The organism is Clostridium gallinarum (assembly GCF_014836325.1).
Lineage (GTDB): Bacteria > Bacillota > Clostridia > Clostridiales > Clostridiaceae > Clostridium > Clostridium gallinarum.
In genome coordinates this window covers 1-24681 of sequence record NZ_JACSQZ010000014.1, presented here as the reverse complement: position 1 = coordinate 24681, position 24681 = coordinate 1, and the positions used below count along the sequence as shown (strand labels likewise).

Annotated in this window: 27 protein-coding genes and 1 riboswitch; of the genes, 23 read left to right on the top strand and 4 right to left on the bottom strand. The window is 26.7% G+C overall.

Annotation, left to right across the window (positions count from 1 at the left end; translation table 11 throughout):
• The first annotated feature begins 134 nt into the window (after positions 1 to 134).
• Entirely contained in the window at positions 135 to 740 is a 606-nt protein-coding gene (gene fic / locus H9660_RS05740; RefSeq protein WP_191749408.1) for a protein adenylyltransferase Fic, read from the top strand.
• A gap of 94 nt (positions 741 to 834) precedes the next feature.
• On the opposite strand, the gene H9660_RS05735 is transcribed toward fic, so the two are convergent.
• Together H9660_RS05735 and H9660_RS05730 are read right to left on the bottom strand one after the other, a co-directional pair.
• On the bottom strand, positions 835 to 1800 hold the full coding sequence (locus H9660_RS05735) for a dimethylarginine dimethylaminohydrolase family protein (protein WP_191749407.1): 966 nt from the start codon (positions 1798 to 1800) through the stop codon (positions 835 to 837).
• 538 nt (positions 1801 to 2338) lie between these two features.
• Positions 2339 to 2581: a hypothetical protein gene (locus H9660_RS05730; RefSeq protein WP_191749406.1), complete on the bottom strand. Its 243-nt coding sequence runs from the start codon at positions 2579 to 2581 to the stop codon at positions 2339 to 2341.
• Positions 2582 to 2812: 231 nt separating this feature from the next.
• Between H9660_RS05730 and H9660_RS05725 the strand changes: the two genes are divergently transcribed.
• The 21 genes from H9660_RS05725 to H9660_RS16590 all read left to right on the top strand — a co-directional run bounded on the left by H9660_RS05725 (position 2813) and on the right by H9660_RS16590 (position 21726).
• Positions 2813 to 3109, top strand: a complete 297-nt coding sequence (locus H9660_RS05725; RefSeq protein ID WP_191749405.1) for a hypothetical protein — start codon at positions 2813 to 2815, stop codon at positions 3107 to 3109.
• A 63-nt stretch (positions 3110 to 3172) separates the two neighbouring features.
• Complete coding sequence (locus H9660_RS05720) at positions 3173 to 3673, top strand: hypothetical protein (RefSeq protein WP_191749404.1); 501 nt, start codon at positions 3173 to 3175, stop codon at positions 3671 to 3673.
• Between the two features lie 202 nt (positions 3674 to 3875).
• Positions 3876 to 4202, top strand: a complete 327-nt coding sequence (locus H9660_RS05715; RefSeq protein WP_191749403.1) for a hypothetical protein — start codon at positions 3876 to 3878, stop codon at positions 4200 to 4202.
• Positions 4203 to 4588: 386 nt separating this feature from the next.
• Positions 4589 to 4930 carry a hypothetical protein gene (locus tag H9660_RS05710; protein ID WP_191749402.1) on the top strand — a complete coding sequence of 114 codons (342 nt, stop codon included), beginning with the start codon at positions 4589 to 4591 and terminating at the stop codon, positions 4928 to 4930.
• Between the two features lie 209 nt (positions 4931 to 5139).
• Positions 5140 to 5562: a VOC family protein gene (locus tag H9660_RS05705; protein WP_191749401.1), complete on the top strand. Its 423-nt coding sequence runs from the start codon at positions 5140 to 5142 to the stop codon at positions 5560 to 5562.
• Positions 5563 to 6023: 461 nt separating this feature from the next.
• Positions 6024 to 6464, top strand: coding sequence for an ASCH domain-containing protein (locus H9660_RS05700; protein ID WP_191749400.1), 441 nt, complete (start codon positions 6024 to 6026; stop codon positions 6462 to 6464).
• A gap of 168 nt (positions 6465 to 6632) precedes the next feature.
• Positions 6633 to 6857, top strand: coding sequence for a DUF6718 family protein (locus tag H9660_RS05695; protein WP_191749399.1), 225 nt, complete (start codon positions 6633 to 6635; stop codon positions 6855 to 6857).
• 280 nt (positions 6858 to 7137) lie between these two features.
• A complete protein-coding gene (locus tag H9660_RS05690) occupies positions 7138 to 7794 on the top strand; it encodes an HD domain-containing protein (RefSeq protein ID WP_191749398.1) in 657 nt (218 codons plus the stop codon).
• Positions 7795 to 7983: 189 nt separating this feature from the next.
• Positions 7984 to 8277, top strand: a complete 294-nt coding sequence (locus tag H9660_RS05685; RefSeq protein ID WP_191749397.1) for a DUF503 domain-containing protein — start codon at positions 7984 to 7986, stop codon at positions 8275 to 8277.
• Positions 8278 to 8347: 70 nt separating this feature from the next.
• A riboswitch (SAM riboswitch) is annotated at positions 8348 to 8489 on the top strand.
• Between the two features lie 107 nt (positions 8490 to 8596).
• Positions 8597 to 9625, top strand: a complete 1029-nt coding sequence (locus tag H9660_RS05680; protein ID WP_191749396.1) for a methionine ABC transporter ATP-binding protein — start codon at positions 8597 to 8599, stop codon at positions 9623 to 9625.
• On the top strand, positions 9625 to 10260 hold the full coding sequence (locus H9660_RS05675) for a methionine ABC transporter permease (RefSeq protein WP_191749395.1): 636 nt from the start codon (positions 9625 to 9627) through the stop codon (positions 10258 to 10260). The genes H9660_RS05680 and H9660_RS05675 overlap by 1 nt, the downstream gene beginning before the upstream one ends.
• 214 nt (positions 10261 to 10474) lie before the next feature.
• Positions 10475 to 11311, top strand: coding sequence for a MetQ/NlpA family ABC transporter substrate-binding protein (locus H9660_RS05670; protein ID WP_191749394.1), 837 nt, complete (start codon positions 10475 to 10477; stop codon positions 11309 to 11311).
• A 131-nt stretch (positions 11312 to 11442) separates the two neighbouring features.
• Complete coding sequence (locus H9660_RS05665; protein WP_191749393.1) at positions 11443 to 12420, top strand: serine hydrolase; 978 nt, start codon at positions 11443 to 11445, stop codon at positions 12418 to 12420.
• Between the two features lie 9 nt (positions 12421 to 12429).
• A complete protein-coding gene (locus H9660_RS05660; protein ID WP_191749392.1) occupies positions 12430 to 13620 on the top strand; it encodes an alanyl-tRNA editing protein in 1191 nt (396 codons plus the stop codon).
• A gap of 115 nt (positions 13621 to 13735) precedes the next feature.
• The gene (locus H9660_RS05655) at positions 13736 to 14425 is read left to right on the top strand and encodes an N-acetylmuramoyl-L-alanine amidase (protein WP_191749391.1); all 690 of its coding nucleotides are present in this window, start codon (positions 13736 to 13738) and stop codon (positions 14423 to 14425) included.
• A gap of 246 nt (positions 14426 to 14671) precedes the next feature.
• The gene (locus H9660_RS05650) at positions 14672 to 17206 is read left to right on the top strand and encodes a heavy metal translocating P-type ATPase (protein ID WP_191749390.1); all 2535 of its coding nucleotides are present in this window, start codon (positions 14672 to 14674) and stop codon (positions 17204 to 17206) included.
• 33 nt (positions 17207 to 17239) lie between these two features.
• Positions 17240 to 17503, top strand: coding sequence for a metal-sensing transcriptional repressor (locus H9660_RS05645; RefSeq protein ID WP_191749389.1), 264 nt, complete (start codon positions 17240 to 17242; stop codon positions 17501 to 17503).
• Between the two features lie 172 nt (positions 17504 to 17675).
• Positions 17676 to 18230 (top strand): hypothetical protein, encoded by a 555-nt coding sequence (locus H9660_RS05640; protein WP_191749388.1) that lies wholly within the window; start codon positions 17676 to 17678, stop codon positions 18228 to 18230.
• 223 nt (positions 18231 to 18453) lie between these two features.
• On the top strand, positions 18454 to 18972 hold the full coding sequence (locus tag H9660_RS05635) for an RNA polymerase sigma factor (RefSeq protein WP_191749387.1): 519 nt from the start codon (positions 18454 to 18456) through the stop codon (positions 18970 to 18972).
• Positions 18972 to 19655 carry a DUF4179 domain-containing protein gene (locus tag H9660_RS05630; protein ID WP_191749386.1) on the top strand — a complete coding sequence of 228 codons (684 nt, stop codon included), beginning with the start codon at positions 18972 to 18974 and terminating at the stop codon, positions 19653 to 19655. Before H9660_RS05635 ends, H9660_RS05630 begins: the two co-directional genes overlap by 1 nt.
• 358 nt (positions 19656 to 20013) lie before the next feature.
• Complete coding sequence (locus tag H9660_RS16590) at positions 20014 to 21726, top strand: methyl-accepting chemotaxis protein (RefSeq protein WP_191749385.1); 1713 nt, start codon at positions 20014 to 20016, stop codon at positions 21724 to 21726.
• Positions 21727 to 21774: 48 nt separating this feature from the next.
• Here the strand turns inward: H9660_RS16590 and H9660_RS05620 are convergent, their stop codons facing one another.
• On the bottom strand, positions 21775 to 22194 hold the full coding sequence (locus H9660_RS05620) for a hypothetical protein (RefSeq protein ID WP_191749384.1): 420 nt from the start codon (positions 22192 to 22194) through the stop codon (positions 21775 to 21777).
• 221 nt (positions 22195 to 22415) lie between these two features.
• On the opposite strand from H9660_RS05620, the gene H9660_RS05615 reads away from it, so the two are divergent.
• Positions 22416 to 22790, top strand: coding sequence for an HsmA family protein (locus H9660_RS05615; RefSeq protein WP_191749383.1), 375 nt, complete (start codon positions 22416 to 22418; stop codon positions 22788 to 22790).
• 140 nt (positions 22791 to 22930) lie between these two features.
• On the opposite strand, the gene H9660_RS05610 is transcribed toward H9660_RS05615, so the two are convergent.
• Positions 22931 to 24667, bottom strand: a complete 1737-nt coding sequence (locus H9660_RS05610; RefSeq protein WP_191749382.1) for an ATP-dependent metallopeptidase FtsH/Yme1/Tma family protein — start codon at positions 24665 to 24667, stop codon at positions 22931 to 22933.
• Positions 24668 to 24681: the final 14 nt, after the last annotated feature.

Genomic DNA, 24681 nt, shown 5'->3' with positions numbered 1-24681 from the left:
GCTGCTGTGCAGCCCTTTTTTCTTCTAAGTATACTGGTTTAAATAGCTTTATTGAAAATTTAGAATAGAGTATAATATAAATATAAGCATATATTGAAGTACGGTTAAAATATATAAATAAGGAGAAAATGGAGATGGTTTTAAAAAATAAATTACAAATTAATAATTCTGTTGAGCTAGCAAGAGTTGAAGAAAAATTAAGTAAGAAAAAGGCTATTGAATTATTTGAAAGTGGATATTTAAATAGTCTAGAAGCAGGTAAATTTAATTCATTATCTAAAATTCATAAATATATATTTGGTGAGATATATGATTTTGCTGGTTTAGTACGTGATGTAAATATTTCAAAAGGGAATTTTAGATTTGCTCCTGTTATGTATTTAGATGCTGCTTTAGAAAACATTGATAAAATGCCACAATCAACATTTGAAGAAATTATTGAAAAGTACGTTGAAATGAACATTGCCCATCCATTTAGAGAGGGAAATGGACGTAGTATGAGAATATGGCTTGATTTAATGTTAAAGAAAGAATTGAATAAAGTAGTTGATTGGAGTCAAGTAGATAAAAATGATTATCTTCTTGCAATGGAGCGTAGTCCAATAAAAGATATCGAAATAAAATATATTTTAAAAGAAGCACTAACTTCTAAAATAGATGATAGAGAAATATATATGAAGGGTATTGATACAAGTTATTATTATGAAGGATATACAGTGTATAGGGCAGAGGATCTATAGACTTTCCTTTATTTACTTTGCAAAGAGATAAACATTATATGAGGTTCATTTGGCGGATGTGATTGAGCCAGAAATATAATGTTTATCTCTTTTTTTATTTTCTTAAAAGTGGTTGAGTGCTACATCTAAATGATCCACCAAAGCTTCTAGAAATCTTAAAGTCTATGTATTCAACCGTTATTCCTCTTTGCTCTAATTGTTTTCCTATAAATTCGAATTCAGGGTCTGTAATATAGGTATTTCTATCTATTTGAAGACCATTTACTGCAAGTCTACTTACATCTTCTTTAGATACTCTTATTTTATCAAAGTTTTCTAATTCTTTAGGTATACCATTCAATAAGGCTTCTTCGCAAACAATTATTAAATCCTCTCTTACAATACTTAATGCACAATCTAAGTGAAGTACATCATTTGCAAGAGGAACTTCTATTAAAGTATAATCAAAATTAGACAATAAATTTCTAAGCCAATTTATACCGTTTTTATTTGAAGCTAAACCTGAATTTCCTACAAATATAGTTTTACCTAAAACAAGTATATCTCCACCTTCTAAAAATGGACCAACTTCTGAATCTATTCCCTTGGAAAAATCCACAGAAGGAATTGAAAGATAAAAACAATTATTCTTATTTGATTCATTTACCAAAATATCTCTTATAGGGAGAATTTCATTTCTTCTATGAGGAAATCTTAGAGAACCTTCTATAATTATATTACCAATAGTAAAGAAGGGGTCTCTAGAAAAGAAATTACTATAACCATCATCTCCACCAACTTCTTTTTCGTAATCAGTTAATAATCTAGGTCGGCAAATTTCTACATTGTATTTTTCTAATACTTTTTTTAGATTTTCTCTTTCTTCTTCCCATTTAAGCTGCTCTTTAGGAAAAGCATCAGCAAAATCCTTACCTTCATTTTCTATAATATCTATCAAATATTCTTCAAGTAAGAAATTAGAATCCTTCATATTTTTAGGAAAAGCAAATTGAGATTGAGTAAGTACTACTCTTCTTAAAGGTGCAAATTCACTTTCTACATAAATATTATTTTCTTTCATTAAAAACACTCCTTAAAGTATAAAACTATATATTGCCAAGTAATTAGATTTATAAAGTACATCTTATCTCAAAGTAATTACTTGAAGAATCATAATTATATTCAGGGCTTATAATAATTATTATTTATTTTATCTTCGTATAAAGAAAGTATATATAAATATATAATAAGAATTTCTATTAAGTTTAATTATATAATTTAATAATTAAATTTAATAGAGAATAATATTTTTTATCATTATTTTAATTCTCAGTTAAAGGAACTGTATTTATATTAAATTCCTTATATAAATATTTATAAAATAAAACAATAAAAATAAAAGCTATTATAATATCTGAAATAGCCTGAGATACTATAATTCCCATATACCCACTAGTATAATAGGCAATTATAAGAACTATTAAAAATATAACTCCTTATTTACTTATTGATAAAATAAATGAACCAACAATGTTACCTAATGACTGAAAAAGAATGCTCATTAAAAGGCTTATTCCAACGAAAAATTGGATACGATACTTTAACACTTTTTTATGTTCTTAATTATTTAATACGAATCCTGTAAATGAAAGTAGTGTCATGATAAATCCTGAAATTATGCTTTTTTTAAATAAAATCTTATCTTTATTATAGAAAGTATAAGAATCATAAAAGAAAAATATAGCTTGAGTAAAAAATATTAAAAACATAGCAATACTATCTGGTATAACCTCAAATGTGCTAAGGAGTGCTGCTGAAATATAAATTAGTATAGAAAAGATTACTTTAGTTGAAATTCTCATAATATAAACCTTTCATATTATAAATAATTTAATTGTTTAATCTTATTAAAATAGTTCAATATTTTATACTGTATTAAATATACCATAAAGTAAAGATAAGAAAGTTATTTTTAATTAAGTATATACCAGTTTGTGGAATTTGATTCCGAATAAGTGTATAATAAAAGTGTAATTTGTTATGCAAATGTATAATTCATATTGGTTAATTATTATAAAATGGGGTGAGAATATATGGAACAGAAATCTTATAAGAATTTAGGGAAATTTCTTTTGGCTTTCTCAATTATAAGTTCAGCAATTGTAATATTTTTAAGTTTTAGAAATGGAAATTTCATATCAAATTTAAGCAATGGTAGTTTTTTTAGAACAATATTGTTTAGTATAACTTGCATTTTACTTATCTTAGGTGGAATTCACATGAAAAATAGATATCCTGAATATTATAAATATCAAATTATAAGTGCAATTATTTTATTATCAATATCTTTAATATTTTATATTATTCCAAGAATAATCTATTTAACTTAAAGTGAATAATTTTAATCTTTTATGAAGGAATTAATAATTTATAATATTATGGAGGTAAGTATTATGAAAAAGTTTATTAAAACTATTGTATTCATATTAGTTATATCTTTAATTTTAACTGCTTGTGCTACCGAAAAAGATAAAGGAGAACCTGAAATTAGTTTGAAATTTAATGTTTCTGATTTAACAGAAGAAGAGTTTAAATTAGTGGGAACTAAAGAATTAGAAAATCCTAAAAAGGATGATTTTAAAAAAGTTGAATTTAAATTAGATGTAGAACATTCAAATAAAATATCAAATAGAAAAATTATAGTACCTAATATTAAAGAAGTTATTAATTCAAAATATGAAGAGAGATATTGGTTTGGAGAAGGAAGTGCTCAAGATAATGAAGGAGAAAATTTTGCAGAGTATAGTGAAAAAATTATATTTTATTCAAAGGGGCTAAATGAAGAAGAAATTAAAGAAGTTTTAAAATCCTTAGAAGTAAAGATTTCTTGGAAAACAAATAACGGTGAAAATAAAGAAAAAATATTTAATTTGTATGAAAGAAAAAATCAATAAAGTTTGTAGTAATCCTATTGTTATTTTATGGGCTGGTTTGATTTCACTTATTATTGGAGGAACTCTTGGTATTTTAGCTTATTATGGAAAATAACTTGGATAGAAAATTATAATCTTTCGATATTAAATTAATAATTGTATTTTTAAGGAGTTGGTTTATTAATAAACTTCTCAATAAATTAGAAGTTGTAGGGGGATTACTTTGGATAGAGAAGAGAAAAGAAAGACAATAAGGATGTTACTTTTGGGAGGCATTGTTATAGTTTTCATTATAACTTTATTTGGATATAAATTTTTAAATAATAAAAGTTATAAAAATGAGGCCGTAGAACGAGGAGAATCGATTTATTTAAATGGAAAAGAGTATTGCTATGGTAGTCTTGATGAGAAGTATACTATTTCAAGCACTTTAATTTGTAAGACGGATAATGGTAAAAAAATATATGAGATAAAGGAATATCCCAATCATGAATATATAGCAGTTTATTCTGTGTGGGATGGCACAATTTATAAAAGAGTGGACAACTAAAAAACAAATTCTAATTTTAATCTATTATTAATTTATAGGAAGTTAGTAATTTACAATTTGGGAAGGGAGCTATAATAAAATGATTGTTAGTATTCATGGGTTATTTAGATACTCACTTGCTATTGTTATCCTCGTTACATTTATTTTAATGATTGTTTATTTTTTGATTGGTTTAAAAAGTAAAAACTATGTAAAGGCAAAAATATTTGCGATGATTTATGTATGTTCAAATTTATTTCGACTTTTATTAAATCATTTTAATCTGTATTAATTTAAGGCCTAGTTTAAAATTATTTTAAACTAAGTAAGAGAATTTGTTTTTGGAAAATTGAATAGTACGGTATTAAATATTATATATAGGAAACACTATTTATGAGGTGAAAATTATGAGGAAAAAATTAATCAGTATAGCAATATTAGTTATAATAGTTTTAATTGCTACAACGGATAATGTATATGCAAATACACCTATTAATCCAATTAATAATGTTTATAAAGAAGGCATTTATAAGCTTAATAAAAATGATACAGGGGAATATCAATTACAATTCCAATTTATTAATAAAGATATTGATTCAGCAATTATTGTGCTAGATGAAAATGCTGACATACTTTATAAAAATATAAACTGTAACAGAAAATGTAATGCTGGTATAATAACTAATAAAGATACTATAGTAATAATAACCGATGGAGAAGTAGAATTAAGTTTTACTAAAATAAATTAAATATCAAATTTGATTATAAATTAATGATAATACCGTATTATTCAAAAGAGTATGCGGTATTTTTTAGTTCGAAATTAAAATATATTAGGAATTAATTTATAGAAAGTGAGTAAGTGTATTAAAATGTGAAATAATGATACTTTTGATATAATATTGTTAAGTAGAAACTAGATATTAGTAAACTAGAATAACAGAAAGGAAGAAATTTTATGATTCAATCAGTTGTATATATTTCTTTAGTAGTAAAAGATTATGATGAAGCAATTGACTTCTATACAAATAAACTTCATTTTGAATTAATAGAAGATACATATCAACCAGAGCAAGATAAAAGATGGGTAATAGTATCTCCACCTGGCTCAAATGGAACAGCAATATTGCTTGCAAGGGCATCTAAGCCAAAACAAGAGGACTTTATAGGGAATCAAACGGGGGGGAGAGTTTTTCTTTTCCTTGGAACTGATGATTTTTGGCGTGATTATAATGAAATGAAAGAGATAGGAATAGAATTTGTTAGAGAACCTAAAAAGCAGGATTATGGGACTGTTGCTGTATTTAAGGATTTGTATGGTAACTTATGGGACTTAATAGAGTTCAATGAAAATCATCCAATGTTCAAGATGGTTAAATAAATTCAAATTTTGAGCTGAGCTTTTTACAATATGTTATATATTTAAAATTTAGAAGTATTCAATCAAAATATTCAATATGTTGATTGAATACTTTTATATTTTCATTATCAATATAAATTTAAAACAGAGATAAATTGAAAAATTAATATAATTGATTTTTTATATGCTAAAGAAAGATTTATTTAAAAAAGTAAATATTAAAGTAGGTTAATATGGTACAATTTGTATATTGAAAATTTTTTATTACTTAGGAAATTATATCTATGTACAAATTGTAGATAATTTTATCAGAATAGTAAAATGCGTAGTGTAAGAATTAGAGTTATTATAATTTCATTCTTTCAGTTTGGAAGTGTTAAAATATCATAGCAAGGTGACTTGGAGCTTGCGACGGAACCAGGATATGATACTTTAACACTTTTTTATTAATTAGTAATTGAATTATAGGGGGAGAGGTTTATATGAACGCAGAACAGATGTGGAATGAATATAAAAAGATAAATAAAAATATTAAAGATAAATATGAAGCTTGGGCATTTGGTGTTGAAGCAGATCTATTGGCAGACTTAGTTGTAAGAGGGGAAAAAACAGCAACAGCTTCTGCTTATCCATTATATGAAATAGAAAATGAACCATTGCCTAAGGTAGAAGAATACAGTATTATTTTAAATTCAAAAAATGAAGCTATTTGTATTATTCAAACAACAAAAGTTTATATAGAAGAATTTAAAAAAATAAGTAAGGAACATGCCTTTAAGGAAGGGGAGGGAGATAAGTCCCTATCTTATTGGAGAAAATGTCATGAAGAATTTTTTAGAATGTGCATGAATGAAGTTGGAAAGGAGTTTAATGAAGATATGAAAGTTGTATGTGAAGAATTTAAAGTAGTATATAAAGTTTAAATAATTGTGATGATGTTGATTTGATTATAAATAAGGAATATATTTTTAATAATTGGTTACATAAATATGTTTATAGATATAAAGATAATACTTAGGTATTAAATTAAAGGCGTTATATGATAATGGAATAATAAAGAGTGAAGATAATTTTAAGGAGGAATTAGAGGAGTGTATTATATATTAGTTAAGAATTTTAACTCAGTAGGATCAGTTGTATATGGATCAAATGATTCTAAAGAAGTAGATATAATAGATGAGTTGCTAAACTATAAATTAGATGGTAAGGATAAGCAAGTTGTACTACTATCTAATTTAGAGATGTGGAAAGAATATGAACCATTTAATATTGTAAATAGTGTTGGTGAATTTATTGATAAAGCAATGTTAAATTAAAAAATAAATGAAATCTTATGAAAAAGCACTACTAATCTTGGTTGGATAGGGTGCTTTTTTCATATGTTTTAAAACTTAATTTAAAACATTTAATACGTACAACCACCGTAGCCATCCTCTACAGTATTTCAAAATATGACTTTGAAATTATACCATATTTAGTTATATAATATACATAAGAAAAAAGTGGTAAAATTAAGTGAATATATTTGGAGATTATCTATATTAATTTAAATTAGAAATATAATAAAAACATACTTTAATAACTAAAGGAGAGAAAATGGATAAAGCGTTAATGATAGAAAAAACTAAAGAGTTTGTTAAGAATAAGTTATATGGAGAAGGCAGTGGCCATGATTGGTTTCATATAGAAAGAGTTTATAATTTAGCTAAGTATATAGCAGAAAAAGAAAATGCAGATTTTTTCATAGTTGAAATGACTGCATTATTACATGATATTGATGATTGGAAGTTCTCAAAAGGTAATGACACTAATACGAAAGTTACAGAAAACTTTTTAAAATCAATAGAAGTAGATGAAAATTCCTTAGAAGCAATAATAAAAATAATAAAAACTATGTCTTACAAAGGTGGAGTAGTAGATTCAACACAACATACAATTGAAGGTAAAATTGTTCAAGATGCAGATAGATTAGATGCCATAGGAGCAATTGGAATAGCAAGAACTTTTGCATATGGTGGTAGTAAAAATAGACTAATGTACGATCCAGCTATAAAACCAATGGATTTTACTTCTCTAGAAGAAGTTAAGAATGCAGAAAACCACACAATAAACCACTTCTATGAAAAACTATTAAAATTAAAGGACTTAATGAATACAGAAACAGCAAAGAAAATAGCAGAAAAAAGACATAAATTTATGGAAGAGTTCTTAGAAGAATTCTACAGTGAATGGAACAATATAATGGATAATTGATAATGCATAATGCATAATTAAGGATGTTTTGCACAGCAAAACTTAAATTAGTGCGAAGCACATTAAATTATAAAATCCGAAGGATTTTTTTCCTTAATTCTTCATTTTTAATTTTTCATTCTTAATTATAAATCCCCCCCTGTTTTTTATTGCTTTTAGTATTATAATATAATTAAAAAGGGTGATATTATGAAGGTATTAGTTATGACTATAGATTTAAGAGCTGAATGGGTTCATTCTTTGAAAGAAAAAAGGATGGTTGTTAGAAGTATTACTCAAAAGCTTAAGAATAAGTTTAATATATCTGTAAATGAAGTTAATAATCAAGATATACACCAAAGTATTACAATTGGGATAAGTTGTATATGTGCAAATAATGCTCAGGTTGATTCTACAGCTGAGAATATAATAAATTTTGTTGAAGGAAATACTGATGCAGTACTAATAAATATAGAAAAAGAAGTTATATCTTACAAATTTTAAAAATACTTATTGACAAATTTATCTAACAACTGTATATTAATATCAATAGAAAATTTAATAAATTTTAAACTTCTTATCAAGAGTGGTGGAGGGACTGGCCCTGTGAAACCCGGCAACCTGTAATAAGATATATAGGCTTATTTTATATGCTTAAAAATAATCTTATTAAGTTTGGTGCTAAATCCTGCAGCTTTTTAGCTGATAGATGAGAGAATAAATTAATAGGTGAATTTTACGCGCACTAGAGGATTTATTCTCAAGTGCGTTTTTTTATTTTTAAATTATATACTTCTAAATTAAGTTCTTAGGGGGGACAGAAATGATAGAAATTAAAAATTTAAGAAAAAAGTTTAATAATACTGAAGTTATAAAAGGAGTTTCTTTAAAAATAGAAGATGGAGAAATATATGGAATAATTGGACATAGTGGAGCAGGTAAATCAACTTTACTAAGATGTATAAATGGTCTTGAAGGTTATGATGAAGGTTCTATAACAGTTATGGGAAAGGAAGTTAATAAGTTAAATGGCTATGAACTAAGAGAGTTTAGAAAAAAGTTAGGTATGATATTTCAAGGCTTTAACTTATTAAATAGAAAAACTGTATTTGAAAATATAGCTTTACCATTAGAAGTATGGGGACTTGAAGAGGAATATAAGAATTACAAAGAAAATTTAAAGGGAAGTAAGGCTATTAGCTATAGAAAATATAGAAAAAATAAAATAAATGATAGAGTTAATTATCTTTTAGATTTAGTTGGCCTTTCAGAAAAAGCAAATGTAAAGCCATCAAGTTTAAGTGGTGGACAAAAACAAAGAGTAGCAATTGCAAGAGCACTAGCTCTTGAACCAAAGATTTTATTATGTGATGAAGCAACTTCAGCATTAGATCCTAAGATAACAAAGGATATACTATCTCTTTTATCTAAGATAAATAATGAACTAGGAATTACAATTGTCATAGTAACTCATCAAATGGAAGTTGTTAAAGAGGTTTGTCAAAAGGTAGCATTAATAGAAGGGGGAGTTTTAAAGGCAGAAGGAAACTCAGAAGAACTATTCTTAAGACCTGGGGTATCATTAAAGAAGTTCTTAGGAGAAGATGATGAACTTTTACCAGAAAAAGGAGTTAATATTAAATTATTTTTCCCAAGTACATCTTCAGAAAATGCACTTATTACAAAGATGGCAAGAGATTTAAATGTGGACTTCTCAATAGTTTGGGGTAAGCTTGAAAAGTTTAGAGAAGAAATCTTAGGAAACTTAGTTATTAATATTGAAGATGAAGATAAAGAAAAAGTTATAAATTACTTAAAAGAAAAAGATATAGTATTGGAGGTGCTTAATTAATGTTAGATTTATTACTACCAGAACTAAATAAAACAATAATAATGGTGTTTTTTTCAACAGTATTTTCAGTAATACTAGGATTTATTTTAGCAATTATATCAATAACTACAGCTCCAAATGGATTAAAGCCAAATAGAGTAGTTTATAAAATATTAGATACTATAATAAATATTCTAAGAGGTTTTCCATTTTTAATATTGATGGTGGCAATAATGCCAATTACAAAATTGTTAGTTGGAAAATCTATAGGAACAACAGCAGCAATAGTTCCACTTACTATAGCAGCAGCACCATTTGTAGCAAGAGTTATAGAATCAGCTTTAAAGGAAGTAGATCCAGGAGTAATTGAAGCTGCAAAATCCTTTGGAGCCTCAAATACACAAATAATATTTAAGGTTATGCTTAAAGAAGCAGTACCAGCAATAACATCAGGATTAACATTAACAGTAATAAGTATAATAGGATACTCAGCAATGGCAGGAACTGTAGGAGCTGGAGGCCTTGGAGATTTAGCTGTAAGATACGGATATCAAAGATATCAAACAGATATAATGATAGTTACAGTCGTGATATTAATAATAATAGTACAAGCATTACAAACACTAGGAAATTACTTATACAAAAAACTAGCATAAAAATAAATGAAAAATGAAGAGTGAAGAATGAAAAATTAAGGATGTTTTACTCCGTAAAACTTAAAATTTGATTAGTAGAGCAAAGGTATAAATACATTAGTTAATTTATCATTAATCACTTTAAATTATAAAAAATAAAGAAACTCCCGTAGGAGTTTCATCCAAAATTCTTAATTCTTAATTTTAAATTTTTAATTAAACAGGGGGTTTAAATATGAAAAGAAAATCAATTTTATCAATTTTATTAACAGGGGCTTTAGCAATAAGTTTAGTAGGTTGTGGAGGAAGTAAATCAAATGAAGATACTGGTTCTGCAGCTGAAGATAAGACAATAACAATAGGGGTAAGTCCAGTTCCTCATAAGGAAATAGTAGAGCAAGCTGTACCTGAACTTGAAGCAAAGGGTTATACAGTTAAAATAGTAGAGTTTGCTGATTATGTAATACCTAATACAGCTTTAGAAGAAGGGGAATTAGATGCAAACTATTTCCAAACTATAGCTTATTTAGAGGAAAGCAATGAAGGTAAGGGATTACATTTAATTAATGCAAAGGCAATTCATTTAGAGCCATTAGCAGTTTACTCAAGTAAGGTTAAGGACATAAAGGATTTAGCTGATGGAGCAACTATTGCAGTTTCAAATGATCCATCTAATGAAGCAAGAGCTTTAAGGGTTTTAGAAAGTGCAGGGATTATAAAAATAAAGGATGGAGAATTAGTAACTCCAAATGATATAACAGATAATCCTAAGAATATAAAGATTGAAGAGCTAGAAGCGGCACAACTTCCAAGAGTTTTAGATGAAGTTGATTTAGCAGTTATACCTGGTAATTATGCTCTTGAAGCAGGATTAAAACCATCTGAAAATGCTGTGTATATAGAAGACGCAAAAACAGAAGCTTCAAAGAAATATCAAAATGTAATAGCAGTAAAAGAAGGAAATGAAGATAGTCAAAAAATAAAAGACTTAACAGAAGCATTAACATCAGAAACAGTTAGAAAGTATATAGAAGAAAAATATTCTGATGGCTCAGTAGTTCCAACTTTCTAGAAAGATAATTTAATAAAAATACTTAAAATAAAAGATGAAATATCTTACTTTATTAGTAGATATTTTGTCTTTTTTTTATAATGACTTCATATGATATAATGAAATCATTATTACTACAAAGGTGGAATGGCATGAAAAAAATATATGTAATACTTCTTTCATTATTAATATCAATAACAGTAGGATGTAAAGATAAAAGTGTATATAAAGAAAATAATAATATAATAAATGAAAAAGATTTAGTTATTAATGAGAATGAAATAAAAGAATTATATGAGAAAAAAGAAATAGATAAAACAAATGAAAAGCCTTTAATAGAATTAATTGATGAAAAAGTAAATGAAATATTAGGAGAATATAAAGATAATGTTGCAATTTATTTTAAAAACTTAAATACAAATGAAGAGTATAGTTTAAATGGAGATACCTATTATGTTGCAGCAAGTACTACAAAGGTACCTTTATGTATGTCTATATTAGATGATGTTAATAATGGTACTAAATCAATAAATGATATACTTTATTTTATAGAATCAGATAGAGAAGGGGGAAGTGGCTCCTTATATTATTTAGATCAAATTCCGAATTTAACTATAGATGAAGCTATATATTTATCTATTGTTGATTCTGATAATATAGCTAAAAATATGTTAAGTAGAGTAACAACTTTAAGTATTACAGATTATATGAGAAATATTTCAGGAGATAATAATATTCCATATGGGAATTACACTACAGCAAATCAATTTGGAAAAGTTTTAGAAAGACTATATGAAAATCCAGAGAATAATCCTTATTATAATAATCTTATAAATTATATGACTGAAACAAATTATCATGATAGGCTAGATAAGTATATAGAGTACGATAAGGTTGCTCATAAGATTGGAAATTATTATAGATATTATCATGATGTAGGTATAATATATGGTGATGATCCATATATATTAGTTGTTTTAACTAAGGATGTAGGTGAATTAAGTTATGAATCCTATGAAGATGGTGGAGAAGATGAAAGATTTGTCTTAGATTGGGGAGAACAGGCTTGTGAATTAATAGCAGAAGTATCTAAAGAAATTTATAGGCTAGTAGATATAAGTAAAGAGTAGGTGAACAACATGGAAAAGTTATATTATAAGAATCAATATTTAAAAGAGTTTAGTGCTAGGGTGCTAAAAGTAGAAAAAGTTAATGATGAATATCATGTAGTTTTAGATAAAACAGCCTTTTTCCCAGGGGGAGGAGGACAACTATGTGATTTAGGATACATAGATAATAAAAAAGTTTTAAAGGTATATGAAAATAATAAAACAATATATCATGTTTTAGATGGTGAAGTTAATACTGGATCTAATGTTTTATGCAGTATAGATTGGGATAGAAGAGAAGATGGAATGCATCAACATTTAGGACAGCATATTTTATCAGGATGTTTTTATAAATTATTTAATGCCAATACTGTAAGCATACATTTAGGAAAAGAAATAAGCACTGTAGATATTGTTGGAGTATTAAATGAAGAAAAAATAAGAGAAGCTGAAAGCTTTGCAAATGAAGTTATAAGAAATAATATTGATGTGGAATTTCTAGTTCCATCTAATGAAGAGTTGAGTAGTATTAATTTAAGAAGAGATTTACCTAATACTGAAGATGAAATTAGAGTTGTTAAAATAGGAAATTTAGATATAAATGCTTGTTGTGGTGTGCATCCAAGTAAAACTTCAGACTTAAAAATGATTAAGATAAAAAAGTTTGAAAAAAATAAAGGAAACACTAGAATTGAATTTTTAGCAGGAAATAGAGCTATTAAGGATTCATTAAATAAAGACAATATATTAAGAGAAATATGTAGTTATTTAAGTAGTAATGAAGAAGAAGCTTTAAGTGGAATAAAGAATATAAAAGCCTTATTAGAAGAAGTAAAGATAGAAAAGAAAAAGTTAGAAGAGGAACTTTTAAATTATGAAGCTAGGTCATTATTAGAAAATAATAATAGTAATAAAATAATTATAAAAAATATATTTAAGGATAAATCTGTAGAGTATGTAACAAAACTTGCTAATAGATTATGCGAGAGAGAAAATATTGTATGTTTATTTGCAATAAATAATAAAGAAAAATCTAATATAATACTTGCTTCATCAAAGAATATTGATAATTTAAATATGGGAGAAATATTTAGAGAGTTTTCTAATATTGTTAATGGAAAAGGTGGAGGAAGTAAAAATTTAGCACAGGGAATTGCTAAAGAAAATAATATAGAAGAGTTTTTAAACAAAATATATGAATTCTGTTGTAATAGAATGTAAAAATATAACATATAAAAATAAATTTTGTAACCAACTAGATAACCTGAAAGTATAATGAATTATAAAGTAATACAATATTTATATGATTACTATATAAATAACAGGAGGGAAAAAGTTGGCAAAATGGGTATTGGATGCAGGACATGGTGGAAGTGACTCAGGAGCTATAGGGAAAAATGGTAGAAGAGAAGCTGATATTGTATTAGAAGCTGTTTATGAAACTAAAAGATTACTAGAAAGAAATGGCGAGATAGTATTACTTACAAGAGCATCTGATGTGTATTTAGATGTAAAGGATAGAGTAGATATTGCAAATAACTGGGGTGCAGATTATTTTGTTAGCTTCCACATGAACTCCTTTATAGATAATTCTGTTACTGGAACTGAAATTGTTGTATTTGAAAAAGGAGATAAATCAGAAGAATTAGCGAGATTTTTAAAAGATGAAATACTGGCTAATTTAAAATCTAAGGATAGAGGAATAAAGGAAGCAAGTTATACTATTTTAAGACAAACTAAAATGTCAGCAGTTATAATTGAAGCAGAATTTATATCCAATGAAGAGGTAGAAAAAAGCTTTGATAGTATAAAATATGGACACATGGTTGCTAAAGCTTGCTTAACAATGGTAAATAAAGTTTTAATAGATACTCCAATTAAGAAACCCAAAACACCTACAAGAGAAGGCTGGAGAATTTGTATAGGATACTATAGAGACTACGAAGAAGCAGAAGAGGAAGTACTTAGACTACAAAAAGAAGGACTTAAAGATGCATATGTAATTCCTTATCCAGAGGATAATTAAAAGCTTGGACTGTTCAATAAAAAAGGAACCTATAAGATAGACACTTATAAAAGTGAGTCTATCTATAGGTTCTTTTTTATAAAGAAAAGCTCCAGTATATAATCAGTAGTATTAGTAGTATTAGATATTTTTAGTATTCATATTATAAATAAAATTACAACTATTGACAAATAATAAAATAAGATATAATATTAATTTAGACACCCCCCAGGGGGTGCAGTGATATAATAATAGTGAGGTGATAGTATGAATCAAAAGTTTAATGTAACAGGTATGACTTGTTCAGCTTGTTCATCTAGCGTTGAAAAGGCAGTTAAAAAACTATCAGGTATTGAATCTGTAAATGTAAATTTACTTTCAAATAGTATGACTGTTGATTATGACGAAAATAATATAGATAAATCAGAAATTATTAAGGCGGTAGTAGATGCAGGGTATGGAGCATCTGAATTTGTACGTGGAGCAAATGCTAATAGTACAAAAGAAAAGGAAGTTAATCCAGTAGAAACAGAAATAAAGGAAATGAAGAAGCGTACAATAATTTCATTTGCATTCTTAATTCCTTTAATGTATGTATCAATGGGGCATATGTTTAATCTTCCACATCCAAGTTGGTTAATGGGAGCAGAAAATGCAATAAGCTTTGCTTTTATACAATTATTACTTACGATACCAATTATTTATGTAAATCGTAAGTATTATGAAGTTGGTTTCAAAACTTTATTCCATGGCTCACCTAATATGGATTCGCTTATAGCTATAGGTTCATCAGCAGCCTTAGTATATGGGATATTTGCAATTTTTAGAATTGGATATGGGTTAGGTCATAATGATCTAAATATTGTCAATCAATATTCAAAGGATTTATATTTTGAATCTGCAGCAATGATTTTAGCATTAATTACATTTGGTAAGATGTTAGAAACAAGAGCAAAAGGTAGAACTTCTGAGGCAATATCTAAATTAATGGATCTTGCACCAAAAACAGCATCAGTTCTTCGTGATGGTGGGGAAATTGAAATCCCAGTTGAGGATGTAGTTAAGGATGATATAATAATTGTAAGACCAGGGCAAAGCATACCTGTAGATGGAGTTATTATTGAAGGAAGCTCATCCGTTGACCAAGCAGCTTTAACAGGTGAGAGTATACCAGTTGAAAAAAATGTAGGTGATAAAGTAATAGCAGCTACAATAAATAAAACAGGATTCTTTAAATTTAGAGCAGAGAAGGTTGGAGATGATACAACTCTTGCACAAATTATTCAGCTTGTAGAAGATGCTAGTTCATCTAAAGCACCTATTGCTAAAATGGCAGATAAAATTAGTGGAATCTTTGTTCCTATTGTAATTACTATAGCAGTAGTAGCTACAATTGTATGGTTAATATTAGGTCAGCCTTTTGAATTTGCACTATCTATAGGAATTGCAATACTAGTAATTTCTTGTCCTTGTGCATTAGGATTAGCTACTCCAGTTGCTATTATGGTTGGAACTGGTAAGGGTGCATCTAATGGAATATTAATTAAATCAGCAGAAGCTTTAGAAAGTTTGCATACAATTAATACTGTTGTTCTAGATAAAACTGGTACAATTACAGAGGGAAAACCAGTAGTTACAGATATAATTATTGCAAATGGAGAAAGTGAAGAAAATCTTTTAGAAATTGCTGCATCACTAGAAAAACCTTCAGAGCATCCTTTGGCAGAAGCTATTGTTGAAAATGCAAAGGAGAAGGGAATAAGCTTTAAAGAGGTTGAGGAATTTAATGCTATTTCAGGTAGAGGTATAGTTGCTAAAATAGATGGAAAACAATATATTGCAGGTAATTTAGCTTTAATGCAAGATAAAAAAATTAATATAGGATCTTATAAGGAAACTTCAGATGCTTTTGCTATGGATGGTAAAACACCACTATACTTTGCAGATGATAAAAAACTTTTAGGAATTATTGCTGTGGCAGATGTAGTTAAAGCTACAAGTCGTGAAGCTATAGAACAGTTTAAAGCTATGGGAATAGATGTAGTAATGCTTACAGGTGATAATAAGAAAACTGCAGAAGCAATTAGAAAACAACTACACATTGATAGAGTTGTTGCAGAGGTATTACCACAAGATAAAGAAAAAGAAATCCGTACTATACAAGAAAGCGGTAAAAAGGTTGCAATGGTTGGTGATGGAATTAATGATGCACCTGCACTTGCAAGAGCAGATGTAGGTATTGCCATTGGAGCAGGTACAGATGTTGCTATTGAATCAGCAGATATAGTTTTAATGAAGAGTGATTTATTAGATGCTGTAACAGCTGTTCAACTTAGTAAGGCTACAATTAAAAATATTAAAGAAAACTTATTCTGGGCATTCTTCTATAACAGTTTAGGAATACCATTAGCAGCTGGAGTATTTTTCACAGCTTTCGGATGGAAGCTTAATCCAATGTTTGGAGCAGCAGCAATGAGTATGAGTTCTGTATTTGTTGTATCAAATGCATTAAGATTGAAACTATTTAAACCAAAACATGATAAAGAAAAATACATTGAAAAAGATGCGAAAGTAACCAAAAAGATAATAGGAATTGAAGGTATGAGTTGTCAAAAATGCGTAGCTAAAGCTACAAAAGCATTAAATAAAATTGATAGTGTAGAAGCTAAAGTAGATCTTGAAAATAAAATTGCAAATGTTACTCTATCAAAGGATATTGATGATAAAGTATTTGTAGATGCTTTAAATGAAGTTGGCTTTAAAGTTACTTCTATTAAAGAAAAGAAAGGGCTATTTGGCTAAAAAAGTAAATTTATCTTAGAAAGAGGAATAGATATGAAATCAGATAAAGAAAAAGCAATCCGACTTTTAAAAACTGCAAGAGGTCAAATCGAAGGTATTTTAAAAATGGTTGAGGATGATAGATATTGTATAGATATTTCTAATCAACTTATGGCAACACAAGCTATATTAAGAAATATTAACAGAGATGTACTTTATGCTCATCTGGGAAGTTGTGTACAGGACTCTTTCGAGACAGGAGATCAGAAAGAAAAAATTAAGGAAATAATGTCTATTATTGATAAGTTAACAAAGTAATTTGTTAGTATCAAGTAGATAAAAAATAAATGATAATTATAGTCCAACGCCATTAAAAGTGTTGGACTAACTTTTTACTTGAAAGGTTAATCAGTATTTTTATAAAATATATTAAAATTGAGAGAATATATACTTAGCAATTATTAATTAATATAAGAAGGGAAGGGATAGGATGATAAGTAATTATTTATACTTATTTTCTATAGGAATAGCTTTTGTAACTATAATATTTATAATTTACAATTTTATTTTATTAGTTAAAAAGAAAAAAGCTGATAGTATAGATGAGAATAAAAAAGAAGATATAATAAGAGGATATAAAAATAATCTTGGTATTTTTGCAATTGTATTAGTAATTTGTATTGGTTATATTTTTTATTATTCAAGTCCAGTAAATATATATAAAGCTATAGATATAAGGAGTGAAATAAATTATGATACCATAAACATATATGGAAATATTACTAATGAAGATAGTATTAATTTATCCTCAGAACAAGGTGAAAATGTATTTAATTTATTAGAAAAATACAAATATAAAAGAATATTTAATTTTAGTGATGTTACTGGAGAAGTAGAATTTATTTTATTTGAAAGTATAGATGGCAAGCCAGGAATAATAGAAGTATGGAGTTCTGGATATATTAGAATACCAAATAATAATTTATATAAAATAGATATTGATAATAAAGTAGAATTATATAATGAATTAAAAAATATTATTTAGATCAACTATAAAAATTTTATTCTGTGAACAATATTTTTATAATTTAATTTCTTAAATTTGCAAAGAGATAAGCATTGTATGAGGTTGACTTGGAGCGCATGCGACGGAACAAGGAATATAATGTGTATCTCTTTTTTATTCTTTGGAAAATATTTTTAATATGGTGTGAACTTTTTAATGGGTAGATATATCTAATAGGTAAGAATGAAGGGGAGGGGAATAAATGTTTAGATTAAAAAAGTTGGATTTAGTATATAAGGCTAAGAAGGGAAATGGAAAAGCTTTTACTAAATTAATAGATGAAAATCTTAAAAGTATGTACAGGGTAGGGAAAGAAATATTAAAGGAAGAAGATGATATAGAAGATGCCATACAAAACACCATACTTAAGGCATATTCTAATATTAAAAGTTTAAAGAATGATGAGTTGTTTAAAACTTGGCTTATAAAAATTCTTATAAATGAATGTAATAAAATTTATAACTTTAATAAAAAATGTATAAGTTTAGATAAGGTTGTTGAAGAACAGTACAAGGATAAATATGAAGATTTTGATTTAAAGATTGCTGTTGACTCCTTACCAGAAGATCTTAAGCTAGTTATTACTTTGTTCTATTTTGAAGATTTAAGAATAAGTGAAATTTCAGATATTATAGGAATTCCAGAAGGTACAGTTAAATCAAGATTATCTAGAGCAAAGTCTAAAATTGCTGAAAGTATGAATGGAAAGGAGATAGTGTAATGATGGATTTAGATAAAAAGTTAAGGAGTCTTTCTAATAAAGATGACATTAAGATACCAAATTCTTTAAGAGAAAAGGTTAATAAAATATATGAAGATATAGAGTCAGGGAATAAAAAGAAGGTTAGAAAAAATATATTGAAGGTTGCTGGAGTATTTATTGCTATATTGATAGGAACTAACTTTGTAAAGCCTTCCTTGGCAGAAGAACTACCTATATTTGGTCCAGTTCTTAAGGTATTAAATAACAAATGGGGATTAGGAATTAAGTATACAGAAAATGGACTATCAGTTAAAGAAGAGTTTCATACAGAAAATCTTACTATTAATATTGAAGCTGTAGATTTTAATGGAGAGAATTTATTAATAGTATATAAAGTTGAGAGTAAAATTGAAATTGATGATCCAATTATGTATTCAGTTAGTATAGATATAAGAGGAGAAGATTTTATAAATAAAGAAGGAATTGGATTAGATACAGGTGGACCAGATGAAGATGGAGTATATTATGGTTATTCCATAAGAGAATTAATTTTTGAAAAAGGAAGAGATAAAAAGGAGGAACTAACTGTGAGTATTTTTCCAAAGTCAATAAGCTATTTCAAAAATGATGAAGAAGTTATAGAAGAAATTTATGATTCTCGAGAAATAAACCTAACAATAAAAAATAAAAATTATAGATAGAGAAGTATAGGTAAAAAAATTATATATATATTATGTTAATTTAAAAATATATTTGAATAATTATATAAACCTAAAAATATAACTCGAATTTATATAAAATAATAATTAAAAATCAGTTATATTTATATAAATTTGAGTTCTTAATATATATTAATTGCATATTATTATAATATTGTTGTAATATGTAATTAATACAATTATTATACTATAAATTAAATAATATTATTTAAAGGGACTATCGAAGAATGGAGAATTTAAATTTTGAGGTGTAGAAGTACATAAAAAATATTTATTTCTAATTGCAATATTTAGTTATGATTTCTTATGTAGTGTTCTTTACGATTAGGGGGAAGAACAAGTGAAAATTTTTGAAAAAACGTCTGTTAAGGCAAAGTTATTATTTAGTTTTTTACTTTGTGTAATCATGCTAAATATTGTAGGATTTATTGGTATTACTGGAATGAAAACTATTAATAATAATTCAAAGGAAATATTTAATTATGATTTTACAAGCATAAAAAATCTACGAGTTATTAAAGAAAAACTATTGTTAATAAGAGCAGAAATTGATAATGGTGTTCTTTATAAGGATTCTAAAAAAACTGAAAATTCTATACAGAATATAAATACATTAGATGATCAAATAGATAGTGAACTGGAAGATTATGCAAAGCTTGATCATCCAACTGAAATTAAGGAAAAGTATGAAAAATTATTAATAGCATTTAATGAGTATGAAGTTATTAGAGATAAAGCTTTATATTTAGCTAAGGAAGGTAGATATGAAGAAGCAGAAAAAATTCTACCTAAGATAACTGAAGTAAGAACAGAAGTAGGGACAATTATAGATAATTTAATTGGGGATACTCAAAATAGTTTGACAATTAAAAATAATAATAATAGAGATACATATAAATTTAAATTAAAAAGTATAATAGTTACGAGTTTAATTGGAGCTGTAATTTCATTAATAATAGGTGGAATAATATCACTTGCTATTGCTAGAAAAATCAAGAATATGCTTTTATTTGCAGAAGCTCTTGGTGAAGGAGATTTTACATACGAAACCTCAATAACTGGACAAGATGAATTTGCAAAACTTTCTATTGCTCTTAATAATGCTAAAGAAAAGTTAAGAAATTTAGTAAAAGATATTATTGATCAAAGTCAAGAAGTATCAGCTTCTAGTGAAGAGTTATCAGCTAATATAGGAGAAATAACAAATAACTTTACACAAATTATAGAAAATACAACTTTAATTGTAACAAGTATTCAAGAAATAAATGCTACAACTGAAGAATTATCAGCAACAGTAGTACAAGTAGATTCAGGAATAAATCAATTATCTTCAGATTCTATGGAAAGTAATAATGAAGCTAATAATATAAAGGAAAGAGCAATAGAGATAAGGAATAAAGGTAATGAATCTAAATCAATAGCTGATAAATTAAGCGAAGAAAAAAATCAAAGAATTTTAGAAGCTATAGAAGAAAGTAAAGTTGTTGGAGAAATTATGAAATTTGCAGAATCAATTGCATCTATTGCACAACAAACAAATCTACTTGCACTTAATGCAGCTATTGAAGCAGCAAGAGCAGGAGAGCATGGAAAAGGATTTGCAGTAGTAGCAGATGAAATAAGAGAATTAGCAGAAAAATCATCTAAGGATGTTAAGGAAATACAAAATATTATAGTGAATGTTAGAAAATCAGTTAATAATCTAACTTTACATTCAGAAGATTTACTAAAATTTATCAATAGTAATGTAAAGGAAGATTATCAGTTATTAATAGATACAGGATTAAGTTATGAAAAAGATTCTGAATATGTAAGTGATTTATCTACAAGTATTGCAGCAATGACTGAAGAGTTAAATGCGTCAACTAATGAAATAACAAATGTAACAAAATCAATTGCTTCTAATGTAGAGCAAACATCATATAATTCAGAAGAAATTTTAACAAGATTAGACGAAGTTGGAGTTTCGATGGAAGATATATCAAAGGCAACAGAAAATCAAGCTCACATTGCAGAAAAATTAAATGAAATGATTAGTATTTTTAAAATATAAATTTAGAATTACCCAGTAAGAAAATATAACTCTTACTGGGTTTATTTTTTAGAGATTATTAATGAAGTTAACCTTTATATAAATATAAAAAAATTTAAATCCAGATAATAATAATGCAAAACCTAAGCCTGTATAAAAGAATGCAATAAATGATTCTGAAGCCAGATTATTTACACGCACAATTATTCCAAAGGACATCATAAATGCCATAATTATAAAAGATTTTATATCAAAAAATTTCCAAAACCATTGTTTTGAATTTTTGTATTCAATAATTCTTTTAGTATGTTTTTTTACCATTTTATTAAAAATTAAATATTTAAAAAATAAAAATATAATTATTGATAGAGTAATAAGCTTTAATGATATATTGCCAATATATGATTGACAGCCTATATGTAATACATTGTAGCCAGCAATACTCCATACAAATCCAGCTAAAAATAATAGTAATTTTTTATCTACCATACCAATCAACCTTCTTTTAATAATTAATATTTATAATATAAAAAACTATATGAACAATGTTCATTATAAAATTAAGAAATTAATTTGTCAACTGTATAAAAATAGAAAATAAAGTAAAAAAACATTGACAAATAAAATATAGAAAATTATAATGAACAGTGTTCAGAAAAGTTAAAAGGGGTTAATTTTTCTGAAATAAATTTAAATTTTGGAGGTATAATATGAGCAGTAAATTAATTATGGCGATTATCACCATAACATTAGCACTTATTTTTTATACAATAGGTGTATTTTCAGAAAGAAAAAGTGGAACATTAAAAAAGTTTCATGTAATTATTTTTTGGATTGGATTAATATTTGATACAACTGGGACAACCATAATGTCTACACTTGCAACTGAAGGAAGTTTATTAAGTCCACATGGTATAACTGGAGCATTAGCTATAGTTTTAATGCTATTCCATGCAGTTTGGGCTACTATTGTGTTTTTTAAAAAAGATACAAAAAAACTACAAAACTTTCATAAATTCAGTATTGTAGTTTGGTTAATATGGTTAGTTCCTTATATAATAGGATTAATAATAGGAATGGCTTAAAATTAAGAATGAAGAAGGAAAAATGAAGAATTAAGGTTGTTTTGCACAGCAAAACTTAATTTAAGTTTGTGCGAAGCACCTTTTGTTAAAATCCAAAGGATTTTTTCCTTAATTCTTCATTCTTAATTTTTAATTTTTAATTACAAAAGTGTGTATATTTCTTTTTCGTCTAAGGTTTCTTTATCCATTAGTTCCATAGCTATTTTATCTAATGTTTCTTTATTTTCTTTTAAAACATTTATTGTTTCTTCATATAGTGAATTAACTAATTCTCTACATTCTTCAACTACAGGATTTCCATAGGTAGTAGCAAGTTGTCCTAGGCTTGATAGTTTTAATAGTCCTAGGGTGTTTCCCATACCGTATTCTGAAATCATAGCCATAGCCATTTCAGTTGTTTGTTTTAAATCTCCTTCTGCACCTGTTGATATTTTTTCTTTTCCAAAGATTATTTCTTCAGCAGCTCTACCACCTAGTAATACCATGATTCTATTTTTTAGATAATCTAATCTTTGGTATGAAGTGTCTTTAGGGATAGTTAGAGTATATCCGCCAGCACCTTTGGTAGTTGGAATAATAGTTATTTTTGAAACTTTATCTTCAGGTAGCTTTATAAGTGAAAGAAGAGCATGTCCAGCTTCGTGATAAGATGTTAATAATCTATCTTCGTCTAAATGATGACTTCTTTCTTTTTTTTCATAGCCTGCAAGAACAATTGAATAAGCTTTATTAATATGAGTTTGTGTTAATGAAACAGAGTTTTCTTTAGCAGCTATTATAGCAGCTTCATTAATTAAGCTTTCTATTTTTGCTCCTGAAAAATAAGCAGTTTTTCTAGCAATATCTTTTATGTTTATTTCATTATGAGGCTTATTTTCTAAGTGAAGAGAAATTATCTTTTCTCTTGCAGGTAAATCAGGTAATGAAACCTCTATATGTCTATCGAATCTTCCAGGTCTTAAAAGTGCTGAATCAAGGGTATCTAATCTATTAGTAGCAGCAATAACTACTATACCTTCCTTTTCACCAAAGCCTGACATTTCAGTTAAAAGGGCATTTAAAGTTTGATCTCTTTCATCATTTCCATTTGATGAATTTGAGCCACCTCTTTTTTTACCTATAGCATCTATCTCATCTATAAAAATAACTGCACTGCCATGAGATTTTGCTTTTTTAAATAAACTTCTAATTCTAGCAGCCCCAACCCCTACATATACTTGTACGAAATCAGATCCACTTAATGCGTAAAATGGAACCTTTGCTTCTCCAGCAACTGCTTTTGCAAGTAGAGTTTTACCAGTACCAGGAGAACCATAAAGTATAACTCCCTTTGGCATTCTTGCTCCATATTCTTTGTATTTTTCAGGGTTTTTTAAAAAATCTACTATATCCATAAGACTTTCTTTAGCTTCTTCATTTCCAGCAACATCATTAAAATTTAAGGTATTCTCTCCTTTAGAAAAATCTTGAATATCTAAATTTGAAATTTTAGATGTACTAGAGCTTCTTTTATTTATTGTTATAAAAACAATAGATATAACTGATATTAAAAGTGCCATAGAAGTTAAAGTTTTTGATGGACTACTTATATTTTCATCAGAGATTTCTATATTATTCTTTAATAATTCTTCTTTTAAAGTTGGACTATTAGGATTTTCTGTAGAATATTTACTACCATCTTTTAAAATTACAGTTAGTTTTGAGCTATTATTAATAGTTACTTTAGATACATTATTATTAGTTATATCTTGTAAAAAAGATGAATATTCTTTATTGTAGTTAGCTGTTTGTCCAAAGTTTAAATAAAATAAAACTAATGTTGAAATAATAGTAGTTACTATTGGAATAAAAATTATATTTTTCTTTAATTTATTCATCATTACCTCCTAAA

What these genes read in the sequence shown, in the direction of transcription:
- H9660_RS05705 (WP_191749401.1), top strand. Translation starts at nt 5,140, where the DNA reads ATGATTCAATCAGTTGTATATATTTCTTTAGTAGTAAAAGATTATGAT.
- H9660_RS05640 (WP_191749388.1), top strand. Translation starts at nt 17,676, where the DNA reads ATGATAAGTAATTATTTATACTTATTTTCTATAGGAATAGCTTTTGTA.
- H9660_RS05645 (WP_191749389.1), top strand. Translation starts at nt 17,240, where the DNA reads ATGAAATCAGATAAAGAAAAAGCAATCCGACTTTTAAAAACTGCAAGA.
- H9660_RS05630 (WP_191749386.1), top strand. Translation starts at nt 18,972, where the DNA reads ATGATGGATTTAGATAAAAAGTTAAGGAGTCTTTCTAATAAAGATGAC.
- H9660_RS05735 (WP_191749407.1), bottom strand. Translation starts at nt 1,800, where the DNA reads ATGAAAGAAAATAATATTTATGTAGAAAGTGAATTTGCACCTTTAAGA.
- H9660_RS05720 (WP_191749404.1), top strand. Translation starts at nt 3,173, where the DNA reads ATGAAAAAGTTTATTAAAACTATTGTATTCATATTAGTTATATCTTTA.
- H9660_RS05610 (WP_191749382.1), bottom strand. Translation starts at nt 24,667, where the DNA reads ATGAATAAATTAAAGAAAAATATAATTTTTATTCCAATAGTAACTACT.
- H9660_RS05635 (WP_191749387.1), top strand. Translation starts at nt 18,454, where the DNA reads ATGTTTAGATTAAAAAAGTTGGATTTAGTATATAAGGCTAAGAAGGGA.
- H9660_RS05650 (WP_191749390.1), top strand. Translation starts at nt 14,672, where the DNA reads ATGAATCAAAAGTTTAATGTAACAGGTATGACTTGTTCAGCTTGTTCA.
- H9660_RS05725 (WP_191749405.1), top strand. Translation starts at nt 2,813, where the DNA reads ATGGAACAGAAATCTTATAAGAATTTAGGGAAATTTCTTTTGGCTTTC.
- H9660_RS05710 (WP_191749402.1), top strand. Translation starts at nt 4,589, where the DNA reads ATGAGGAAAAAATTAATCAGTATAGCAATATTAGTTATAATAGTTTTA.
- H9660_RS05665 (WP_191749393.1), top strand. Translation starts at nt 11,443, where the DNA reads ATGAAAAAAATATATGTAATACTTCTTTCATTATTAATATCAATAACA.
- H9660_RS05685 (WP_191749397.1), top strand. Translation starts at nt 7,984, where the DNA reads ATGAAGGTATTAGTTATGACTATAGATTTAAGAGCTGAATGGGTTCAT.
- H9660_RS05670 (WP_191749394.1), top strand. Translation starts at nt 10,475, where the DNA reads ATGAAAAGAAAATCAATTTTATCAATTTTATTAACAGGGGCTTTAGCA.
- H9660_RS05615 (WP_191749383.1), top strand. Translation starts at nt 22,416, where the DNA reads ATGAGCAGTAAATTAATTATGGCGATTATCACCATAACATTAGCACTT.
- fic (WP_191749408.1), top strand. Translation starts at nt 135, where the DNA reads ATGGTTTTAAAAAATAAATTACAAATTAATAATTCTGTTGAGCTAGCA.
- H9660_RS05660 (WP_191749392.1), top strand. Translation starts at nt 12,430, where the DNA reads ATGGAAAAGTTATATTATAAGAATCAATATTTAAAAGAGTTTAGTGCT.
- H9660_RS05730 (WP_191749406.1), bottom strand. Translation starts at nt 2,581, where the DNA reads ATGAGAATTTCAACTAAAGTAATCTTTTCTATACTAATTTATATTTCA.
- H9660_RS05680 (WP_191749396.1), top strand. Translation starts at nt 8,597, where the DNA reads ATGATAGAAATTAAAAATTTAAGAAAAAAGTTTAATAATACTGAAGTT.
- H9660_RS05700 (WP_191749400.1), top strand. Translation starts at nt 6,024, where the DNA reads ATGAACGCAGAACAGATGTGGAATGAATATAAAAAGATAAATAAAAAT.
- H9660_RS05675 (WP_191749395.1), top strand. Translation starts at nt 9,625, where the DNA reads ATGTTAGATTTATTACTACCAGAACTAAATAAAACAATAATAATGGTG.
- H9660_RS05690 (WP_191749398.1), top strand. Translation starts at nt 7,138, where the DNA reads ATGGATAAAGCGTTAATGATAGAAAAAACTAAAGAGTTTGTTAAGAAT.
- H9660_RS05620 (WP_191749384.1), bottom strand. Translation starts at nt 22,194, where the DNA reads ATGGTAGATAAAAAATTACTATTATTTTTAGCTGGATTTGTATGGAGT.